This window comes from Chryseobacterium sp. JM1 (assembly GCF_000737715.1).
In the GTDB taxonomy this organism is placed as follows: Bacteria; Bacteroidota; Bacteroidia; order Flavobacteriales; family Weeksellaceae; genus Chryseobacterium.
Genome location: NZ_JPRN01000005.1, coordinates 111,658 through 132,143, shown reverse-complemented (window position 1 = coordinate 132,143; position 20,486 = coordinate 111,658). Strand labels below are relative to the sequence as shown.

17 protein-coding genes and 1 riboswitch are annotated in these 20,486 nt (G+C 38.8%); of the genes, 11 read left to right on the top strand and 6 right to left on the bottom strand.

Features of this window, described 5'->3' with window-relative positions; all coding sequences use genetic code 11:
- Positions 1-162: 162 nt before the first annotated feature.
- Entirely contained in the window at positions 163-1,851 is a 1,689-nt protein-coding gene (gene ggt / locus IW22_RS10400) for a gamma-glutamyltransferase (RefSeq protein WP_034726336.1), read from the bottom strand.
- A gap of 244 nt (positions 1,852-2,095) precedes the next feature.
- On the opposite strand from ggt, the gene IW22_RS10395 reads away from it, so the two are divergent.
- The 3 genes from IW22_RS10395 (at position 2,096) to IW22_RS10385 (ending at position 6,860) form a co-directional block, all read left to right on the top strand.
- The gene (locus tag IW22_RS10395) at positions 2,096-4,951 is read left to right on the top strand and encodes a TonB-dependent receptor plug domain-containing protein (RefSeq protein ID WP_034726335.1); all 2,856 of its coding nucleotides are present in this window, start codon (positions 2,096-2,098) and stop codon (positions 4,949-4,951) included.
- A gap of 106 nt (positions 4,952-5,057) precedes the next feature.
- Positions 5,058-6,023: an NAD-dependent epimerase/dehydratase family protein gene (locus tag IW22_RS10390; protein ID WP_034726333.1), complete on the top strand. Its 966-nt coding sequence runs from the start codon at positions 5,058-5,060 to the stop codon at positions 6,021-6,023.
- A gap of 84 nt (positions 6,024-6,107) precedes the next feature.
- Positions 6,108-6,860 (top strand): polysaccharide deacetylase family protein, encoded by a 753-nt coding sequence (locus tag IW22_RS10385; protein WP_034726332.1) that lies wholly within the window; start codon positions 6,108-6,110, stop codon positions 6,858-6,860.
- A 343-nt stretch (positions 6,861-7,203) separates the two neighbouring features.
- Here IW22_RS10385 and IW22_RS10380 read toward each other — a convergent pair whose 3' ends face one another.
- Positions 7,204-8,409 carry a metallophosphoesterase gene (locus tag IW22_RS10380; protein WP_034726331.1) on the bottom strand — a complete coding sequence of 402 codons (1,206 nt, stop codon included), beginning with the start codon at positions 8,407-8,409 and terminating at the stop codon, positions 7,204-7,206.
- Between the two features lie 67 nt (positions 8,410-8,476).
- Positions 8,477-9,544, bottom strand: a complete 1,068-nt coding sequence (locus IW22_RS10375; protein ID WP_034726329.1) for a 3-oxoacyl-ACP synthase III family protein — start codon at positions 9,542-9,544, stop codon at positions 8,477-8,479.
- Between the two features lie 101 nt (positions 9,545-9,645).
- On the opposite strand from IW22_RS10375, the gene IW22_RS10370 reads away from it, so the two are divergent.
- From IW22_RS10370 to IW22_RS24000, 8 genes are all read left to right on the top strand, one after another.
- Entirely contained in the window at positions 9,646-10,215 is a 570-nt protein-coding gene (locus IW22_RS10370; protein ID WP_034726328.1) for a hypothetical protein, read from the top strand.
- Positions 10,216-10,218: 3 nt separating this feature from the next.
- Entirely contained in the window at positions 10,219-10,950 is a 732-nt protein-coding gene (gene ubiE, locus IW22_RS10365; RefSeq protein ID WP_034726327.1) for a bifunctional demethylmenaquinone methyltransferase/2-methoxy-6-polyprenyl-1,4-benzoquinol methylase UbiE, read from the top strand.
- A 3-nt stretch (positions 10,951-10,953) separates the two neighbouring features.
- Positions 10,954-11,736, top strand: coding sequence for a porin family protein (locus IW22_RS10360; RefSeq protein WP_034726326.1), 783 nt, complete (start codon positions 10,954-10,956; stop codon positions 11,734-11,736).
- A gap of 140 nt (positions 11,737-11,876) precedes the next feature.
- Positions 11,877-12,179 carry a hypothetical protein gene (locus IW22_RS10355; protein WP_034726324.1) on the top strand — a complete coding sequence of 101 codons (303 nt, stop codon included), beginning with the start codon at positions 11,877-11,879 and terminating at the stop codon, positions 12,177-12,179.
- On the top strand, positions 12,179-12,466 hold the full coding sequence (locus tag IW22_RS10350; protein WP_034726323.1) for a cell division protein ZapA: 288 nt from the start codon (positions 12,179-12,181) through the stop codon (positions 12,464-12,466). The genes IW22_RS10355 and IW22_RS10350 overlap by 1 nt, the downstream gene beginning before the upstream one ends.
- Before the next feature lie 230 nt (positions 12,467-12,696).
- Positions 12,697-14,265: a ribonuclease Y gene (rny, locus tag IW22_RS10345; RefSeq protein ID WP_034726321.1), complete on the top strand. Its 1,569-nt coding sequence runs from the start codon at positions 12,697-12,699 to the stop codon at positions 14,263-14,265.
- A gap of 72 nt (positions 14,266-14,337) precedes the next feature.
- On the top strand, positions 14,338-15,579 hold the full coding sequence (locus tag IW22_RS10340) for an MFS transporter (RefSeq protein ID WP_034726320.1): 1,242 nt from the start codon (positions 14,338-14,340) through the stop codon (positions 15,577-15,579).
- A gap of 177 nt (positions 15,580-15,756) precedes the next feature.
- Entirely contained in the window at positions 15,757-15,936 is a 180-nt protein-coding gene (locus IW22_RS24000; RefSeq protein ID WP_047448256.1) for a hypothetical protein, read from the top strand.
- A gap of 398 nt (positions 15,937-16,334) precedes the next feature.
- Here IW22_RS24000 and IW22_RS10335 read toward each other — a convergent pair whose 3' ends face one another.
- The 3 genes from IW22_RS10335 to IW22_RS10325 all read right to left on the bottom strand — a co-directional run bounded on the left by IW22_RS10335 (position 16,335) and on the right by IW22_RS10325 (position 20,142).
- Positions 16,335-17,270 (bottom strand): YeiH family protein, encoded by a 936-nt coding sequence (locus IW22_RS10335; protein ID WP_034726770.1) that lies wholly within the window; start codon positions 17,268-17,270, stop codon positions 16,335-16,337.
- A gap of 442 nt (positions 17,271-17,712) precedes the next feature.
- Positions 17,713-18,591 (bottom strand): LysR family transcriptional regulator, encoded by an 879-nt coding sequence (locus tag IW22_RS10330; protein ID WP_034726318.1) that lies wholly within the window; start codon positions 18,589-18,591, stop codon positions 17,713-17,715.
- Positions 18,592-18,837: 246 nt separating this feature from the next.
- Positions 18,838-20,142, bottom strand: coding sequence for a voltage-gated chloride channel family protein (locus IW22_RS10325; RefSeq protein WP_185113578.1), 1,305 nt, complete (start codon positions 20,140-20,142; stop codon positions 18,838-18,840).
- 31 nt (positions 20,143-20,173) lie between these two features.
- Positions 20,174-20,241: riboswitch (Fluoride riboswitch) on the bottom strand.
- Between the last annotated feature and the right edge of the window lie 245 nt (positions 20,242-20,486).

Sequence of the window (20,486 nt, the reverse complement as noted above, 5' to 3'; positions counted from 1 at the left end):
AAGCTCATCCATTCCCAAGTTTTGAAATTGATTCGGTTTAAGTCTTATGATTGAATTTGGCGTTACAGAAATGAAAAATGCTTCGACTCCGCTCAGTATGACAATGTAGATAAGTAAGTCATGATGAGTGGAGTCGAAGCATATATTGTAATGATAACAAAATTATTCTACCGCAACAGAATCATCCCCGCGGCCATCTGCCACAGCATGAATGTTTCCATTGTCATCCATTAGAATCAGTTCTGTTTTTCCGATGTATTTTATTTTTTCGATCACATAATTTTTGCTTTTTAAGGCTGAGATCGTACTTTCCGGAAAATTATTTTCTACCGTGATTTTCTCCGGAAGCCACTGATGATGGAATTTCGGAGCATTCACAGAGATATTGGCATTCAGTTTAAAATCAACCACATTCACAATAGATTGATAGACAGATGTGGGAATGGTAGTTCCTCCGGGAGTTCCCACCACCATATATGGCTTTCCATTTTTAAGCAGGATCGTAGGAGTCATGGAAGAAAGCATTCTTTTGTTAGGCTGAATAGAATTAGCTTCTCCACCCACAGCTCCAAACATATTCGGAACTCCCGGTTTGATGGAGAAGTCATCCATTTCATTATTTAAAAAGAATCCTGCACCCGAAACCACGACTTTGCTTCCATAATATCCGTTAAGCGTAGTGGTCACAGAAGCTGTGTTTCCGTCTTTATCGATCACGGAAATATGAGTGGTTTGTGTAGATTCATTCGGTTGGCTGATGATTTTTCCCACTTCAGCGCTCGGTGTGGCTTTGCTGAAACTGAAACTTTTCCATCTGCTTTTTAGGTAAGCATCAGAAGTCAGGTAAGTGGTTTTATCCTCGATGAAATCAGGATCACCCATGTATTCCGCCCGGTCTGCAAAAGCTCTTCTTTCAGCTTCAGTCATGATCTGTACAGCCTCCGTTGAATTCTGCTGATACTTTTCCAGATTTTCATATCCTGCCATGGTCAGCATTTGGGCAAGTAATACACCGCCGCTCGAAGGCAGAGGCATAGTAACCACTCGGCTTCCTTTATAGTCAAATTCCAAAGGCTTTCTTTCTACAGCTTTATAATTTTTAAGATCTTCCAAAGTCATGATCCCGTTTCCTTTTTTCATTTCGGAAACCATAAGGTCAGCTGTTTTTCCTTCGTAAAATCCTTTTGCGCCCTGTTTTTGGATTAATTGAAGCGTGGCAGCCAATTCTTTCTGTACCAGAATATCACCTGCTTTCCACGGAGTATCTTTTACAAAAGCGATAGCTGATGTGTTATGTTTAAGGAATTTTTCTCTGTGGGTATTCAGCATTTCAGCTTCCATTTCTGTGATGGCAAATCCTTTTTCCGCTAAATCAATAGCAGGTTGGATGATTTTATCCATCGGAAGTTTACAGTATTTCAAAGTAGCATAAAATCCGGCTATACTTCCCGGTACCCCTACAGCAAGTCTTCCGTATTGGGAAAGATCTGTATTGGCTTTTCCGTTTTTATCAACATACATATCCCTTGAAGCTTTCTTGGGAGCTGTTTCTCTATAATCCAGCGTGAATTTTTCGCCGTTATTTTTAACCCCTACTAAAAAACCGCCGCCGCCGATATTTCCAGCCTGAGGATAAACCACGGCCAGCGCATACTGTGTAGCAACAACAGCATCATAGGCATTTCCGCCCATCTTCATCATTTGTGCACCTGCTTCACTCGCAAGAGGATGGGCAGATACCACTGCACCTTTATTTTTTATTTTTACTTCCTTGACAATGTTGAAATCAGTAAACTGTGCCCAGTATGCATTTCCGGCAAACAGTACTGCTGCAATAAAAAGCTTCTTCATAAGATTTTGTTTAAAACAAAAGTAGATATTTTTTTAATGAAAGTACAGGTGTTTATCTCTATAAAAGCCATTGAAAGATTGAGTTGTTATTAATTATGCATTTGATATTAAAAAAATAAATAGTATTTATAAATATTCAGTAAAAGCAACTATTGTTTGGTTGTTTTTCAAAAAGGTTCTGTTTTAATTCGATTTATTGTATTTTTTATATCATCCGAATTACTACTTTTGAAAAAAAACACATATGAAAAAAAATTACCAGAAAATCGCTTTGTTGGGAGCATTGGTTTTTATTTCCGCAAATATCGATGCCCAAATCAAGGATTCTGTAAAAACAAACCAGGTAGATGAAGTAAAGATCACTGTTGGCTCAAGAAATAAAGCCAGAGTAGCTACTGATACTCCCGTTCCTGTAGATGTTATCAATATTGGATCTCAGTCGGTTTTAAGCCCGCAGACCGATCTGAATCAGATTTTAAATTATGCGGCACCTTCTTTTACGTCAAACTCTACAACGGTAGCCGACGGAACAGACCATGTGGATCCTGCTCAACTGAGAGGGCTTGGTCCGGATCAGGTTCTCGTACTTCTGAATGGAAAGAGAAGACATACTTCTTCTTTGGTGAACATCAATGGTTCACCGGGACGAGGTTCTGTGGGGACAGACCTCAATGCCATTCCTGCATTTGCTATTGAGAGGCTGGAAGTACTCAGAGACGGAGCTTCCGCGCAGTATGGTTCCGATGCCATCGCAGGAGTCATCAATGTCATTATGAAAAAAAACACCAATGCTTTTACGGCTGCCATTACGGCGGGGGCATTCAATTCAAAAGGAGCTAATGATCATCGTGGAGGATGGGACGGAGGAAAATACCAGATTGACTTAAATTATGGAACTAAAATAGGAACAAACGGCTTCATTAATTTCACCGGAAGTTTATTGAGCAGAGACGACACCCGACGGGCAAAATCCGCAACAGGAGATATTTTTAATGCGTATAATGCCATTGAACAGAGAGCTTTGGAAAATGGAGTGAATATTTCTTCACTGTTTGGAAACATTGCCAGCACCCCGAATCAGCAGCAGATCATCAACCTGATTCATCAGTTTGCACCTAAAGTGGGATATTTTACAGCACAGCAGCAAGCGGATATTCAGGCGGCCAATACGATTACCCAGCTACAGAATTTATTAAAAGGTGATGTGACTGAAAACGAATTAGCTTACAGAAAACTGACGAGGGACGACTTTAATATGAGAGTAGGACAGTCTAAATTAACATCCGGCCAGCTTTTTATGAACTCTGAATTTGATCTTTCATCTTCTGTGAAAGGCTATGTTTTTGGAGGCATTTCCTACAGGGACGGTAATGCAGCAGGATTTTACAGAAGACCGAATGTGGCCAGAACTTCTACATCATTGTATCCAAACGGTTTTTTACCGGAAATAGCGTCTGATGTGATTGATCTTTCTTTCGCCGGCGGATTCAAAGGAAAACTGGGGAAAATAAATTATGATATCAGCAATACATTCGGTCAGAATACCTTCGACTATACCATCAAAAATACAGCTAATGCATCCATGATATATCCAGGTAAAAGAGAATTTGATGCAGGAGGATTAAGTTTTTCACAAAATACAGTCAATGCGGATTTTGATACGAAAATAGACTGGCTGAAAGGTTTTAACGTCGCTTTTGGTGGTGAAGCAAGATTTGAAAGATATAAAATAACCAATGGAGAAGAAGCTTCGTGGGCGCTTTATGACATCAATGGAAGAATCCAGACGCCAGCAACTGTTACTTCTTTAAAACCTACGGATTTCTTTGGGAGTACAAGGCCGGGCGGATCACAGGTTTTCCCGGGTTTCAGACCTGCAAATGCTTTAAATAAAGGAAGACAGTCTGTAGCGGCTTATGTAGATACAGAACTTGATGTTACCGATAAATGGCTGTTGAGCGCAGCTTTGCGGTATGAAAACTATTCAGATTTCGGATCTACATTCAATTATAAAATAGCAACACGGTATAAACTGACGGATCAGATCAACTTAAGAGCGGCTCATTCAACAGGATTCAGGGCTCCTTCCTTGCAGCAGATCTATTTCAATGCCACGGCCACTCAATTTGTAGGCGGGACTTCATTTGAAGTAGGAACATTTTCAAATGATTCAGCTGCGGCCAGGCTTCTTGGTATTCCACAGCTAAAACAGGAAGAATCAACAAGTTATTCTACGGGTTTTACCGCAAAAATTCCACAGGCCAACCTTACTTTTACAGTTGACGGATATTATATCAAGATAAAGAACAGGGTAGTCCTTACGGATCAGTTTTCAAGACCGGCGGGTACTTACGCGGCCGGAAGTCCTGAAAAAAATCTACAGGATCTTTTTGATCAGGCCAATGCCAATGCCGCTACATTTTTTGCGAATGCTATTGATACCCAGACCAAAGGAGTGGAAGGCGTGATTTCTCACAGAGGTAAATTTTCGGAAAAACTTTCGTTAAATTCAGATTTGGCGGTAACGGTGTCGAAAACCAACAGAGTAGGAGAGATTCATGGTTCAGAGGCTTTGATCAAGGCCGGACAGATCAATCGTTATTATTCGGAATCCAGCAGAATATATCTTGAAGAAGCAATTCCGAGATTTAAAGCATCTCTGAACAATGCTTTGGAAATCAGTAGATTCAACGTGCTTGTAAGAAATGTGTATTTCGGAAAAGTTACAGATCCCAATCCAATGGATGCCAACGGAGATGGTATTATCTCCGGTGCCATTATTAACGGCCAGGCTGTGGCAACAGAGCATCCTGTGTGGGGTGGAAAGGTTATTACAGATCTTTCGGTGGGTTATAAATTCAGTGATAGCTTTAGACTAACCATTGGAGCGAATAACCTGTTTGATATTTATCCTGATCAAAATTTGGGCCCGGCTACAGTGAAAACTCCGGCTCTGGACAATTCCGGTAATTTGATTTACGTCTCAGGCGCTGCACCTGTGGATCTTACGAATCAGAACCAGTTCGTTTATTCCAGAAACACTTCCCAGTTCGGGATGAACGGGAGATTTCTTTTTGCCCGGGTAAATCTGAGCTTTTAACGATTTCTTTTCAGATATGATGAAAAAGGTGTGTTTTTACATACCTTTTTTATTTTGGTTGATATGATTTTTTTACTTTTGTACAACTCTAAAAAAATATGTAAAAATGGAATCCTATACGGAAAGAATATTGATTACAGGTGCTTTGGGACAGATCGGCACCGAACTGACGAACAGACTTGTTGAAATCCATGGAGCTGACAATGTAGTAGCATCCGGACTGGACAGATGGCAAAAGGGAATTACCGCTGCCGGACATTACGAAAGAATGGATGTTACCAATACACAGCTGGTAAGACAGGTGATTAAAGACTATGAGATCACTACAGTGTATCACCTGGCATCGCTTTTATCAGGGACTTCAGAAAAGCAGCCTATTTTCGCCTGGAAACTGAATCTTGAGCCTCTTCTTCATTTTTGTGAATTGGCAAAGGAAGGGCTTCTTAAAAAGATCTTCTGGCCTAGTTCAATCGCTGTATTCGGGAAAGGAATTCCGAAACATGATGTAGCACAGGATGTGGTTTTAAATCCTACTACCGTCTATGGTATCTCCAAAATGGCAGGAGAAAAGTGGTGCGAATATTATTTTGACAAGCATGGAGTAGATGTAAGAAGTATCAGATACCCGGGACTTATTTCATGGAAAACACCTGCCGGAGGGGGGACTACAGATTACGCTGTTGAGATTTTTTACGAAGCTATCGAGGAAGGAAAATACACAAGTTTCATTTCTGAAGATACAGGAATGCCGATGCTTTATATGGATGATGCGATCAACGCAACTCTGAAATTAATGGAAGCTCCGAAGGAAAGTCTTACCGTTCGTTCGTCTTATAATTTAGGAGGAATGTCATTTACCCCGAAAGAACTTGCCGAAGAAATCAAGAAAGAAATACCGGAATTTACGATCGATTACAAACCGGATTTCAGACAGGCGATTGCAGATTCATGGCCGGCATCCATCGATGATTCTGTAGCGAAAAAAGACTGGGGACTGACCTATGATTTCGGAATTTCTGAAATGTCGAAGGACATGATCAAGAATCTTAAAGTGAAATTGAATAAAAATTAATTACTTAAAGTTAATGTTTAAATATGTTTTATTTTAACATTTGATTTTTAATTACTTATAAATACTATCTAAAATTTAATTTAAATGATTTTACTGACTTTTAACATCTTAAATATAGAGGCTGAAGCCAAAAACAGCGTGCAGATTTCTGATGAAGAAAGACTGAAGATCACAGAAGATAACACCAAAGCTATTCTTCGCATTTTAGATATTCATGACATCAAAGCCAGTTTTTTTGTGGAGATTTCCATCGCGGAAAAACTGCAGAATTTAATAAAAGCAATTTCATCCAAAGGGCATGAAATTGCTTTTTATAATTTCAATTCAAATCTTCAGGAAATTGAAGAAGTCAAAAAAAATATTCAGGATCTTCTCGAAAAACAGATCAGAGGAATCCGGCAGAAAGATTGTAAGTTGCCTCAGGAAAATCTGAAATCGCTGGAGTTTAATTACGTCTCCAATATCGATAATGCAGATGTTCTTTTTCCATTCAAACGACTGAAAAGGGATACCGAAATTAATGAAGAGGATGGGCTTAGTATTGTACCTGAAAGTATCTCACCATACAGTCAGCTTCCGTATAATGATTTTGTGTTTCAGATCCTGCCGATGAACTATTATCAGAGTATGGTTTTTGAAACCCTGAAGAATGATGATTTTGTTTTAATCTATCTAAACTCGTGGCAGTTCACCGATTTTAAAAAATACCGATTCGATATTCCGTTTTACAGAAGCCTCTTTTCAGGAAAGAAAATGGAAGATAAGCTCGACGCTCTTCTTACCTGGGTGAATGAACATGATATGGCGACCTCGCGGATGAAGGATTATATTTTTTAGGTGATAGGTGGCAGATATTAGGGATTAGGGATTAGGGATTAGGGATTTTGCCGAAGGTCGAAACTATGGCCTTTTGATTTGTGTTTTGAGTGGTATTGATGTGAATAGTGAATTTTGCTCCGCAAGTGAATGGTGAATTTTTGGAGTGGATGTTAGATTAGATTTCAGACATCAGACATCAGATGTAAAAAATGATGTAACTATAAACATGCAACGTTATTTTCAACTAGCAACTAGCAACTAGCAACTAGCAACTAGCAACCAGTAACCTGACAACCCTCTTTCAAACTCATCTACTCTAAAACCCTCAGACTCTCAAACGCTCTCACTCTCTCACTCAAAACTAGCTAAGTTCAAACAGCGTAATCTCAGGCAATACACCCACTCTTCCCGGATAGCCCAGAACACCGAATCCTCTGTTTACGTACAGCATTTTTCCTTCGCTTTCGTATAAATCGGCCCATTTTGGGTAACGGTACTGAACGGGAGACCATTTAACGTTTTTCAGATCTAAACCGAACTGCATTCCGTGTGTGTGGCCTGAAAGTGTCAAATGAATGTTTCCGGGGTGTTTTTTGACTACGTAATCGAAATGGGTAGGGTCATGGCTCATCAGGATTTTCGGAGCAGATTCCGGTACGCCTTTTAAAGCATCATCAATCTTTCCGAATTGAGGAAATGGTTTTAATCCCCAGTTTTCAACCCCAAGAATATACAATTTTTCTCCGTTTCTCTCGATCACTCTGTGTTCGTTTCTCAGCATATCAAAACCTGCCTGTCTTTCATAGTCGATAAGCGTGTCGAGGTTTTTCTTCTTGGCATCAAGAGAAGTCCATGTTACGTAGTCTCCGTAATCATGATTTCCAAGTACTGCAAGTTTTCCGTCTTTGGCTTTTATCTTTGAAAATAACGGAATGAAAGGTTTAAATTCATCAGAAATATTATTCACCATATCGCCAGTAAAAAGCACGAGATCAGGGTTTTGCTTGTTGATCAGATCAATGGCATGCTGAAGTTTTGATGGATCTGAAAAACTTCCGCTGTGAACATCAGAAATCTGAATCACTTTATAACCCTCAAAATTTTTCGAAAGCCCCGGAATTTTTACTTTTATTCTTCTTACAGTATGCCTGTATTTTCCAAACGTAATTCCATCGATGAAAAGGGCAGAAAGAACGCCTCCAAGGCCTAGTCCAACGATGCTCAGGAATTTTCTTCTTTCAGGGAAGAAATTTTCCTGTGGTCGTGTTAATCCGATTAAATAGCCTCCGGTTCTGAAAATATCGTCAATTAATAAAAACAGAACCACAAAGATTTTTGGAAGTATAAAGATCAGGAATAACGAAATGGTGATCTGTACCCTAACGGAGCTTTTATCTGTTCTTTGGAAATGAGTAATTTCATAGGCAAAAATCGCGTAAACGGTCAAAGATATCACCCAATACCCAAGCCTGATCCAGAAATTATCTGTTAATGTTCTTATAGCCTGATAGATATAAACTTCCAGAACCAAAAAGATAGCGGCAATGATCAAAAAATTTCTCTGCATGATAAATCTAAAAAAGCACAAAGAATATGTTTCCCTGTGCTTTATATTTTTTTGTTAATTAAATATTTTAAGGAAATCTGTAAACGATAGCATTGATGTTCATTCCGGCACCTACCGAAGTCATCACAATGTTACCTTTATCTTTAAACGTTTGACCCTCCATTTTTCCTTTAATTATTAAATCATACATCGTAGGAATAGTTGCTACAGACGTATTACCAAGGTTCTGAATGGTCATAGGAGAGATCGCATGGTCGTAATCTTTCACATCATAAAGCTTGTGAAGTCTTTCGATCATGGCGTAATCCATTTTTGCATTCGCCTGGTGAATAAGGATTTTGTCAATGTTTTCGATAGAAAGTCCCGCATCTTCAATCGTTTCCTTGATCGCTGAAGGAACGTTTTTAAGGGCGTACTCATAGATTTTTCTTCCCTGCATTCTTACATAAAGACGTCTTTGATCTACGTTTGCGTTGATAGAAGAAGCGTTTTCAAGATAACACAGTTCCGGACCGTTGTCACAGATGGTGTTGTGAGCAATGATGCCTACGTTTTCCTCATCCGTAGCCTGTACAACTACCGCACCGGCACCGTCAGCAAAAATCATTCTGTTTCTGTCATGCGGATCTGTAACACGGCTTAATGTTTCTGCACCTACCACAAGAATCGTTTTTGCAGCTTTTGCCTTGATAAGGTTGTCGGCAAGGATCATGGCTTCTACCCATCCCGGACATCCGAAAATCATATCATAAGTGATGCATTTTCTGTTTTTAATGCCCAGCTTATTTTTCACTCTTGCTGCCATATTAGGCATGAAATTCACATATCCGTCTACAGTAACTTCTCCAAAGTTGCTTGCGTAAATAATGTAGTCAAGGTCCTCGCCGTTTATTTTAGCGTCCTCCAGGGCTGCTTTTGCAGCTTCAGAACCGATCTGTGAGTTGGAAAGATCGTCTTCAATAAATCTTCTGTTTTCTATTTCTGTGATTTCTACAAACTTCGCGATGGTTTCTTCTGCAGGTTTTTCAATCTTAACTCCGTCTTCAGTGTAGAACTCAGAATCCATGAAATAATCTCTACCAATAACTCTGTTAGGAATATAGGATCCGGAACCAATAATGATCGTATTCGGCATTCGTTTAAATGATTTTTTAAAGATGCAAAGTTAATAATTAATATTAATAACGGAGAATTAAAAATATTATTAAATTTGCAAAAATTGTACTTTACAATCGTATGAAAAACAACTCGTCCTTAAAAGGCTTACTTATTGCAGCTGTGGTGTTTATCGTTGCCTTTGGGGTCTACTTCTTTTTTTTAGCCAAGAAAAATTATTTTGTAGTAGACAACCCTACTCCCAATACCTATTATTTTAAAATCAATAATGGTTCTGAGGGAATAATTTCAGCGGGACAGTATGTTCACGTGGATATCAAAAAGGGGAAAAATTCCATCAAGGTTTTCGACCAGAATAAGAAAATGCTCTATGATTCTGCATTTGAAGTAAATAAGATTCGTGGGCTGATTAACATCGCACATCAGGATTATTATATTAATGATCAATATTATGGGTACAATCTTAAAAAAGATTCATTACTTTTGGCCCTGGACAAAATCACAATAGACGGAAAAGATTATTTCGGAGGAGCGAGACGCTTCAACAAGCTTTATACTGAAGATTTTTATTACAATGTGGATGAGGATTACGATAAAGTAATCAAAAACATTCAGCAGGTGGAATCGAGATCAAAGATTTTCAGAAAGCAGGATTTCCTAAATTATTACAAAGAATATTACAAGTTTTAAGTTTTGACAAAAGATATTACCAAAGTTACTCCCTACAATTCTGAGGCTACTAAAAAAAGTCAGGTAGAGGATATGTTCGACAATATTGCACCGAAGTACGACCTTCTGAATCATGTTTTATCTATGAAAATTGATGTTTTATGGAGAAATACATTGGTGAAAATGATGAAAAAAGACAACCCGCAGGAAGTGCTGGATGTGGCTACAGGAACGGGAGATTTAGCAATCACGATTGAAAAAGGAACCGATGCAAAAGTAATTGGTTTAGATTTATCACAACAAATGCTGAATGTTGGCGTTATTAAAATAAAAAAACTTAAATTAGACGGCAAAATTTCCATGCAAAAAGGAGATGCAGAAAATTTACCTTTCGAGGACAATAGATTCGATGCTGTTTCCGTTGCATTTGGAGTAAGGAATTTTGAAAACCTTACCAAAGGTTTGGCAGAATTAAGAAGAGTAGTTAAAGATAACAAGAGTGTTTATATACTGGAGTTTTCAAAGGTTGAGGGGTTCTTAGGTCCATTTTATATGTTTTATTTCAAAAACATATTACCTGCCATCGGCAGACTGGTATCCAAAGATAATAGGGCGTATACATACCTTCCGGATTCTGTAAATGCTTTTCCTTTCGGGGAGAAGATGAAGCAAATTCTTTTAGATACAGGATTTAAGAAAGTAGAATATAAAAAGCTAAGTTTAGGTATAGCCACAATTTATAAAGCAACAAAGTAACCTATGAATAAATTTCTATTAAGAGCACTGGTTTTAGCCTCAGTTAATATTGCTGTTTTTGCAGATGCGCAATTCAGAACCCGAAACAGAATGGATAAGTTGGAAGACTTTGACGAGCAGAAATTCAGTTGGGGTTTTTATTTGAACGGCAACAGGCTAGACTACCGTATCGTCCTTCATCCAAGATATGGTGCGGAAGGTAATCAGAATCTTGTTAAATCCAGAGAAAGCTACAGTTTCGGGGCCGGTTTGATCGCCAAGTGGAGACTGAATGATAATCTGGACCTAAGATTGGAGCCAGGCTTGCAATTTGCTCAAAGGCAGTTGATTTTTAATACCCAGTCCAATGACCAGTATGCTGCCGGTACATTGACTAATCCACCTTTTTTCCCGATCGCTTTAACTGAGAAAGATAAAGTAAGAGAGATTAAATCTACTTTGGTAGACATCCCTGTATTATTGGAACTTCACGGTAACAGATGGTACAATTCAAGACCGTATATCGCAGGAGGAGTGAACTATATCGTGAATCTTCAGTCTAATTCTGATTCTGTGGATGACAACATGCAGCAGGTTTTCAGATCGACTACGCATAATTTTGCATGGTCTGCTGAAATGGGAATTCAGTTTTACTTCAATAAATTCAAACTAACGCCGGCGATCAGAGGAACATTCTTCATGAACAACGAGAAAGTGGCTGATAATGAGACTACACCTCCATACTGGGCGACAGCAATGTCAACGCTTCAGACAAGAGCAGTGATGTTTGTATTGAAATTCGAATAAGAAAACAGACATAAAAAATACAAAAGGAGGTGCATCTGCATCTCCTTTTTTCGTAGCAAATCAAAATATAGAGACATTTATTTTTGTTACTGTTATTATTTTTTTATTTTTGTTGCTAGTTAGAATATACAAAACCTGAAATGCTTCAAGATTTAGAAAACAATTTTTCAGAATTAGAGAGAAAGATTTTCCTTTTACAAAAGAATTATAAAAGTCTTACTGAAAGATTATCCGACTTAACTGTGGAGCATGAAGAACTGAAAACGAAATATGATGAGGAGAGAAGAAGAAATCAGGTATTAGCAGAAGAACAAAAAAATATAAAACTTTATTCAGCAATATCAGGGAATCCTGAACACAACAGATTAATGAAAAACCATATCAACAGATTGGTAAAAGAAATTGATTTCTGTATTGCGCAGCTTCAAAACAGTGGATTATAATGGAGGTAAGAAGAATAACCATCAACATTGCAGGAAGGGTATATCCGCTGAACGTGCCGGCCGCAGAGGAGGAAACTCTGCGCAAGGTAGGAAAGCAGATCGAAAATATGATTAAAGATTTTGAACAGAACTTCGATGTCAGAGACAAACAGGATGCTTTGGCGATGTGTGCCCTTAAACTGGGAACCAACGCGGAAGTCGTTTCTCTGAACTACGAAAAAAATATAAATTCTACCAACGAAAGATTAGTGCAGATTAATCAGTCGTTGAATGAAATCGGGAAATAGAATTCTTTTCCCGTCAGACTGCCTACAATAATTCTAACACATTTAAGGTAAACTCAACGCTAAACAATTACCGAGCAAATGTCCGCTGAATGGCGTGCCGGGTCTCCCGGATTACAGACAGAGGAAATCAGTTCAAATCGTGTTGATTAGGAGTTTACTCTCAATCCCTGAATTGTTGTAGGTTTTTTTTATTTAGATAAGTGTAAGACAATTAAAACTCAATATATATTATGACAACAGCCATTATAGTCGGCGTTATTTGCTTAGTTATTGGCGCAGTGATAGGGATTCTTTTCTCTAAGAGCTCGCTGAATACCAAGGCAAAATTTATTGTAGATGATGCAAAGAAAAATGCCGAAAACCTTATAGAAAAAGCAAATGTTCAAGCTGAATCCATAAAGAAAGAAAAGAACCTACAGGCCAAAGAAAAGTTTTTGGAGCTGAAATCTCAGCATGATGCGGATATCCAATCCCGTGAGAAAAAAATGCAGGAGGTAGAAAAAAGAACCAAAGACAAGGAACACAAGCTGAATGACGAGCTTAGCAAGACCGGAAAACTTGAAAAAGACCTGGACAGACAGATTGCAGATTATGCTAAGAAAAATGAGATCTTAGATAGAAAGCAGCAGGAACTTGATGTAGCAACCACGAAAAAAGTGGAGATTTTGGAAAAAATCGCTAATTATACTGCTGAAGAAGCTAAAGCAGAATTGGTAGAAACCATGAAGGCAGAGGCTAAAACAAGAGCTCAGGCACACGTTCAGAGCATTATGGAGGAAGCACAGCTGAATGCTAAGAACGAAGCCAGAAAAATCGTTGTTCAGACGATTCAGAGAATTGGGACAGAACAGGCTATTGAAAACTCAGTATCTGTTTTCAACATTGAATCTGACGAGGTAAAAGGTAGAATCATCGGTAGAGAAGGTAGAAATATCCGTGCTTTGGAAGCAATGACGGGCGTGGAGATTATCGTAGATGATACTCCTGAAGCTATTCTTCTTTCATGTTTTGATCCGGTAAGAAGAGAAATCGCAAGATTATCCCTACACAGATTGGTGACGGACGGAAGAATCCACCCGGCAAGAATCGAAGAAGTAGTAGAAAAAACAAAAAAACAGATCGAAGAAGAGATCATTGAAGTAGGAAAAAGAACGATCATTGATTTAGGAATCCACGGATTACACCCGGAACTGATCAAGATTGTAGGTAGAATGAAATACCGTTCTTCTTACGGACAAAACTTACTGCAGCACTCAAGAGAAGTAGCAAACATTGCTGCAACGATGGCTGCAGAATTAGGATTGAACGTAAAATTAGCGAAAAGAGCAGGTCTTTTACACGATATCGGTAAAGTTCCTGAGCAGGAATCTGAACTTCCTCACGCTTTACTGGGAATGCAGTGGGCTGAAAAGTATGGTGAAAATGCAGAAGTTGTTAACGCAATCGGAGCTCACCACGACGAAATTGAAATGAAGTCATTATTATCACCGATCATCCAGGTAGCTGATGCCATCTCAGGAGCAAGACCGGGAGCAAGAAGACAGGTCCTTGAATCTTACATCCAGAGACTGAAAGATCTTGAATCTGCAGCCTTAAGTTTCGATGGCGTATCAAGCGCTTATGCGATCCAGGCAGGTAGAGAACTGAGAGTAATGGTAGAAAGCGGAAAAGTGAATGATGAAGTAGCCAACCAGCTTTCTTACGATATATCTGAAAAAATCCAGAATGAACTGACGTATCCGGGACAGGTAAAAGTAACGGTAATCAGAGAAACAAGAGCTGTGAATATTGCAAGATAATAACAGAAAAAGATATTTTATAAAAACCTTTCAAGAAATTGAAAGGTTTTTTATTTTTATCAAAACTTAAAAATGCAAGAACTGTCTTTGTCTTCAAAACTGAAGTACATCTTTTCAATCCCCGTTATCATTTCCGCTCTGGGCTATTTCGTAGACATCTATGACCTGCTTTTATTCGGTATCGTAAGAATTCCAAGTTTAAAAGCTTTAGGCCTGAATCCCGACACTGACGGAACCTTTATTCTCAACTGTCAGATGGTAGGACTCCTTATCGGTGGTGTGTTCTGGGGAATTTTTGGAGACAAAAAAGGACGACTCTCCGTACTTTTCGGTTCTATTCTGGTGTATTCTCTGGCTAATATCGCCTGTGGATTTCTTCCTTACTTTCCGAAAGAGCATCTCGTGTACCAATACGCGGGTTTAAGGTTTATCGCGGGAATAGGACTCGCCGGAGAGCTTGGAGCAGGAATTACCCTTGTTTCTGAAAGTCTCCCGAAGAATTTAAGAGCCATCGGAACTTCCGTGGTAGCCGGATTTGGACTGATGGGTGCTGTTGTGGCTCAGCTTACCGTAGAATTGGCCGGAGGTTGGAATATTTCCTACATCATCGGAGGAATTATGGGAATTATGCTGTTGTTGCTGAGAATCAGTGTTTCGGAATCCGGGATTTATAAAAACATAGTGCATAAAAGCGTCTCAAAAGGCAATTTTCTCTCCTTCTTTACCAATAAAGACCGGCTGACCAGATATCTCAAATGTATTGCCGTAGGATTGCCCACCTGGTATTGCATAGGGATTCTTGCTGTTTTAGCCAATCAGTTTGCTCCTGAATTAGGCATTAAGGATCTGAATCCCGGAAAGGCCATTATGTGGGCTTATATAGGCATTTCTGTCGGTGATCTGATGAGTGGGTTTATTTCCCATGCTTTGAAATCCCGGAAGATGGCTATTTTTTATATGCTGCTGTTCACAATAGTGGGTGTAGCGATTATGCTGTTTGGGAATACCAATACGGAAACAAAATATTATATGTTCTGTGTCTGGCTGGGCTTAGGAACCGGATATTGGGCGATGTTTGTGACCCTTGCTGCCGAACAGTTCGGGACTAATATCAGAAATACAGCGACCACCACCGTTCCCAATATGGTAAGAGGTCTGGTACCTGTAATGATTCTGGCGTTTGATCTGCTTAAAAATAATTTCACGGTGATCATCAGTGCGGCAGTGGTTGGATTGGTGGTCTTTGGGCTGGCCTTTTATTCGGCACTCACGATTTCCGAAACGCATAATAAAGACCTTGAATTTACCGAATAATTAATGTTGTTTAAGAAATGTTCAGATTGGGAATTGCAATTATATCGTAATAAACATAATGAAATCAACGTATTATTAAAATTTTATTTAAATTATGTTGCGAATAATTAATATTTGTTTAACTTTGAAAGGTAACAAAACTATATTGTTTAATCTCAAACCAAATCATGTAACACTATGAAAAACGCTAAGAAATTAAGAAAAGCAGATCTAAAGAACATTATCGGAGGAATCAGCGGAAAACCGGATTTATCACTTTGCGGATGCAGTTGCTCAGGCTCTGTAACCGGACCTTGGTATTGCGTACAGCATATCGCTTGTACGCAAGGGTACAACTGTGGCGAGTCTGCAATTTAAGACTGTATATCAGTAAGAAAACTAAAACATTTCCACATTTAATACGCAAAAGCCTTTTGGGACCTTCCAAAAGGTTTTTGTCATTTTAAAGTTTAGATGAAAATTGATTAAAAACAAATTAATTTTTAGCAAAAGCTTCGAGTCTGAATTTTTAATTGATTTCTCTCAAAAAAATAACAAGGTTTTTCACGCTTAATAATATCCATAAACATCTTTGAAAATCTGTCTTAGTGTTTAAATCTCTTTACATTATTGTTTTTTACCACAGATTTTCACAGAGGAACACAGATTTTTAATCACATGGGATATAAATTTTCATTAATAATAAAAATTCTACAGCTGGAAAAACGCAATCATCTGTGAAAATTTGTGTAATCTGTGGTTAAAAATAAAATAGATTAGTTGGTAATGTAAACCAAACTCCCCACACTTATGGTAATCCATAAAATAACAGCCACAGCCAGCGGCTTGATTCCTATCGTTTTTAAAGTCCGGATCGAAAGAGTAGACCCGATAAAGAATAAAGTAAGATTCAGTCCTGATTTAGCTACTGCGGTGACAGAGTTGCTCAAGCCATCAAAAACAGGAAAATAAGTATTCAGAAGAATAGCAAGGATAAACCACCCGATAAACCACGGTATTTTAATTTTCGACTCTTTGTTTTTAAAAATAAACATCGTGATCACAGAAACCGGGATAATCCATAAGGCACGGGCCAGTTTCACCGTAGTGGCTATTTTTAAAGCTTCATTTCCATACTTTCCGGCCGCTCCAACCACAGAACTGGTATCATGGATTCCCACCGCACACCAAAGCCCAAACTGTTCCTGAGAAAGATGCAGCATATGCCCGATAGCCGGATAAATAAACAGCGCTACAGAATTCAAGGTGAAAATAATAGCAAGACCTAAAGAAATTTCCTTTGTACCCGGCTTGATGATAGGAGAAACAGCTGCGATAGCACTTCCGCCACAGATCGCAGTTCCGGCAGAGATCAGGTAAGAAAGTTTTTTCTCAAGCTTAAATACTCTTCCAAGAATATAGCCGAGAACCATCACCGTGAAAATACTGACAACCGTTAAAAAGAATCCTGTCTTCCCCGCCTGAAGCGCTTCATTCAGTTTGAGCCCAAAACCCAGTCCTACAATAGAGATCTGAAGCAACAAATGAATGTATCTGTGCAAATGCTTTTCGAACGGATTACCAATGAGAACAGCTAAACCAAAACCTAAAGCCAGGGCTATCGGAGAAGAAACCAGCGGGGTAAGACATACAACACCGAGTACAATAAAAAAAGTTTTTCGGATCATTTCATTTTGGATGAGCTCTTTCATAAGATAAGTTTTGAAATCAGACTCCAAAATTCCGAAATATAGTATTACAAAGTAAATCGTATTTTATTATGATGAATAACTTTTGGTTATGGATTGTGAGGTGGGAAAGTTTGAGGGTAGGAGGGTTTGAGGGTTTGAGAGTGGGAGAGTTTGAGAGTCCGAGTGTTTGTAGAGTAAATGAGTTGGGAATAGGGTTGTCAGTTGCTAGTTGCTGGTTGAAAATAACGTTGCTGGTTTATAACGATGCCTTATTTTACATCTGTTGTCTGTGTCTGTTGTTTGAAATCTGACGTCTCTAATATCTGTCCCAAAAATTCACCATTCACTTGCGAAGCAAATTCACCATTGACATCTATTCCGTCTAAAATCAGATCAAAAGACCATAGTTTCAAACTGCGTCACTATCCCTAATCCCTGCTACCTGCAACCTATCATCTAACATTTAACTTCTCACAAATCTCAAAAATAGTCTAATCATCTCCGACTGTTCCCCTTTCGGAAGAATAAAGTGAAAATTTCTTTCAATACTGAAATTCCTGATATCTATGATGGTCAGCGTATTGTTTTTTAATTCGTTTAAAATGGTACTGATCGACAAAAAGGCCATACAGTCCGAATGTAAAAGATAGTTTTTGATGCTTTCACTGCTTCCCAGCTGCATAACCGTGTTGAGCTCTTCGATATTGATTCCTTTTTCCTTTAAACGGTTTTGGATGAATTCCTGAGTACCGGAGCCCTGCTCACGGAAGATCAAGTTTAAGTCGTATAGATCTTTTAGGTTTAACGTTTTCTGAGCTAATGGATGATTAGCTTTTGCGGTAAGAACAATCTCATCAGCTTTAAAAATTTTATAGTCAAAGAAAGATGATTGAGATTCTCCTTCAATAATTCCGAGGTCTATTTTCCCTTCTTTTAAAAGTTCGGAAATAATTTCGGTATTGTGGGCGATCAGTTCGATCTTAATTTCTTTGTAATACGTATTGAATTTAGCCAGGAGTTCAGGCAAAACATATTGTGCAACGCTGGTACTGGCTCCGATAATCAGCTTTCCTTTATGCTGTTCATTCACCTGACTGATCTCAAATTCCAGATCACGGTAGAGATTCCGGATCTTTTCTGCATATTCATATAGAATTTTTCCACTCTGGGTAAGATGTACAGAAGTTCCTTTACGGTCAAACAGTTTTGTACCAAGCTGACTTTCAATTTCTTTAATATGTTTGGTTACAGCAGGTTGGGAAATGTGAAGTTCCTCAGCAGCTTTCGTAAAACTCAGTCTTGAGGCAGCGGTATGGAAAACTTTTAATCTGTAGTCAAACATGGATGGAGCTTATGGTAACAAATTTAGTGAAATTATACGGGTTGGGGAGTTTGAGAGTTGGAGAGTTTGAGGGTTTGAGAGTTTTAGAGTTTGAGTTGTATTGAGTTTTAGGAAGAAAAAAGCAAGATTCAAGAGTCAAGAACCAAAATTCTAGATGTCAGACAATGATTCATTATCTTAATTACTATCAACCAGCAACTAGCAACTAGCAACCAACCAGCAACCAACTCTCCAACTCAAACTTCCTTACAAATCTGAAAAAGACTTCCCTCCATCACTTTCATACCTTCGGTTTTTCGTTTCACCGATCTTTTGTTTTGTATAAATGCTGTTGTGGCCGGAAAGCAAGTAGGAAACAACGCAGGCAATAGCGATATAAACACCTGATTCTGCCCCGAACAGCTCAATCCCCATCAGCATACACGCCAATGGAGTATTGGTAGCTCCGGCAAACACGGCTACAAAGCCCATTCCTGCAAGCAGTCCGAACGGTAATGGAATAAACAGGGATAATGCACTCCCAAGAGTAGCTCCGATGAAAAATAAAGGTGTGACTTCGCCCCCTTTAAACCCTGCAGAAAGAGTAATGATGGTAAAAACCATTTTTAAAGCAAAATCGTAGAGTGGAAGCTGTTGTTTAAAAGATTCCAGAATGACAGGGATTCCCAGTCCGATATATCTTGTGGTTCCCATAGCAAAAACTGCAAAAGCAACAATAATCCCACCGACTACAGGACGAAACGGAGGATATTTAATCTTAGATTTAAAGACAGATCCAGTCCGGTGAATCATTCTGCTGAATCCTGCAGCACAGATTCCAAAAGCAATTCCGGCGAGAATACTATATAAAATGGGCAGAAATTCCAGTTTGGGAATAAGGTCTATATGGTAATGGGTATGTTTGACATTCCAGAGATTGGTGGTCAAGTCTGCGAGAATAGCTGAAGCAAAAGCCGGGAAGATAGCATTATACCGTATTCTTCCGATCAGGAAAACTTCCAGTGCAAAAACGGCTCCGGCCAACGGTGTTCCGAAAATTGATCCAAAACCCGCGGCAATGGCAGCGATAAGCAGAATTTTCCTTTCATTCTTATCAAGTTTAAAGGGTTTGCTGAGCTGGTCTGCAATAGCTCCCGCCATCTGTAACGCCGTTCCTTCACGCCCGGCTGATCCTCCGAAAAAATGCGTAACAATGGTTCCCAGGTACACAAATGGAGCCATTTTAAACGGAATAATTTCTTTCGGATCATGAATATTGTCAATGAGCAGATTGTTTCCTGCTTCTACATCTTTTCCGTAATAATGGTATAAAAGGCCAATAAGAAAACCGGCAACAGGAAGCAGGGCAATGAGCCAGATATGACTTTCTCTGAATTGGGTTGCCCATTCCAGAGACTGTAAAAATTCCGCAGAAGCTGTTCCTACTAATCCACCAATCAGAATACTGATGCACAGCCATTTTGAAATATAAGGCAGGGCAGGGTATTTTCTAAAAAATAATTGGGTATGAAAAATTGCTTTTCTATGAAGTGTCCGTTGTTTTTTTGACATAATAATCCTGATCAGTTATTGGTTAATAATCTCTTAATCAGGCGTCATCAGCTTCTGTAAAGCGGTTGGGTAAGGAAGAGCACCATTTCCTTTATTATGCAAATATAATTATTCTTTGTGAATTTTAAAACTCTTTGAAGTGATGGAAAATTCAAAAGAGTTTCTATTTAACCTGAGTTCGGGATAAGAAATTAAGATTAAGAGGTTGGAAGATGGAAGCTGGAGGATGGAAGTTACTGTTGGACAGTAAGTATTTAACAATTTCTTTTAAATGTATTGAAATAGTTTTAAAAAGATTAATAAAAACACACTCTATTTCAACCTTTGGATTTCAATAACTTCCC

Excerpts from the sequence above, each read along its gene's own strand:
- IW22_RS10325 (WP_185113578.1), bottom strand. The coding sequence starts at position 20,142 with ATGTCAAAAAAACAACGGACACTTCATAGAAAAGCAATTTTTCATACC.
- IW22_RS10395 (WP_034726335.1), top strand. The coding sequence starts at position 2,096 with ATGAAAAAAAATTACCAGAAAATCGCTTTGTTGGGAGCATTGGTTTTT.
- IW22_RS10350 (WP_034726323.1), top strand. The coding sequence starts at position 12,179 with ATGGAGGTAAGAAGAATAACCATCAACATTGCAGGAAGGGTATATCCG.
- IW22_RS24000 (WP_047448256.1), top strand. The coding sequence starts at position 15,757 with ATGAAAAACGCTAAGAAATTAAGAAAAGCAGATCTAAAGAACATTATC.
- IW22_RS10380 (WP_034726331.1), bottom strand. The coding sequence starts at position 8,409 with ATGCAGAGAAATTTTTTGATCATTGCCGCTATCTTTTTGGTTCTGGAA.
- IW22_RS10355 (WP_034726324.1), top strand. The coding sequence starts at position 11,877 with ATGCTTCAAGATTTAGAAAACAATTTTTCAGAATTAGAGAGAAAGATT.
- IW22_RS10370 (WP_034726328.1), top strand. The coding sequence starts at position 9,646 with ATGAAAAACAACTCGTCCTTAAAAGGCTTACTTATTGCAGCTGTGGTG.
- IW22_RS10330 (WP_034726318.1), bottom strand. The coding sequence starts at position 18,591 with ATGTTTGACTACAGATTAAAAGTTTTCCATACCGCTGCCTCAAGACTG.
- IW22_RS10375 (WP_034726329.1), bottom strand. The coding sequence starts at position 9,544 with ATGCCGAATACGATCATTATTGGTTCCGGATCCTATATTCCTAACAGA.
- IW22_RS10385 (WP_034726332.1), top strand. The coding sequence starts at position 6,108 with ATGATTTTACTGACTTTTAACATCTTAAATATAGAGGCTGAAGCCAAA.
- IW22_RS10390 (WP_034726333.1), top strand. The coding sequence starts at position 5,058 with ATGGAATCCTATACGGAAAGAATATTGATTACAGGTGCTTTGGGACAG.
- IW22_RS10335 (WP_034726770.1), bottom strand. The coding sequence starts at position 17,270 with ATGAAAGAGCTCATCCAAAATGAAATGATCCGAAAAACTTTTTTTATT.
- IW22_RS10360 (WP_034726326.1), top strand. The coding sequence starts at position 10,954 with ATGAATAAATTTCTATTAAGAGCACTGGTTTTAGCCTCAGTTAATATT.
- ggt (WP_034726336.1), bottom strand. The coding sequence starts at position 1,851 with ATGAAGAAGCTTTTTATTGCAGCAGTACTGTTTGCCGGAAATGCATAC.
- rny (WP_034726321.1), top strand. The coding sequence starts at position 12,697 with ATGACAACAGCCATTATAGTCGGCGTTATTTGCTTAGTTATTGGCGCA.
- IW22_RS10340 (WP_034726320.1), top strand. The coding sequence starts at position 14,338 with ATGCAAGAACTGTCTTTGTCTTCAAAACTGAAGTACATCTTTTCAATC.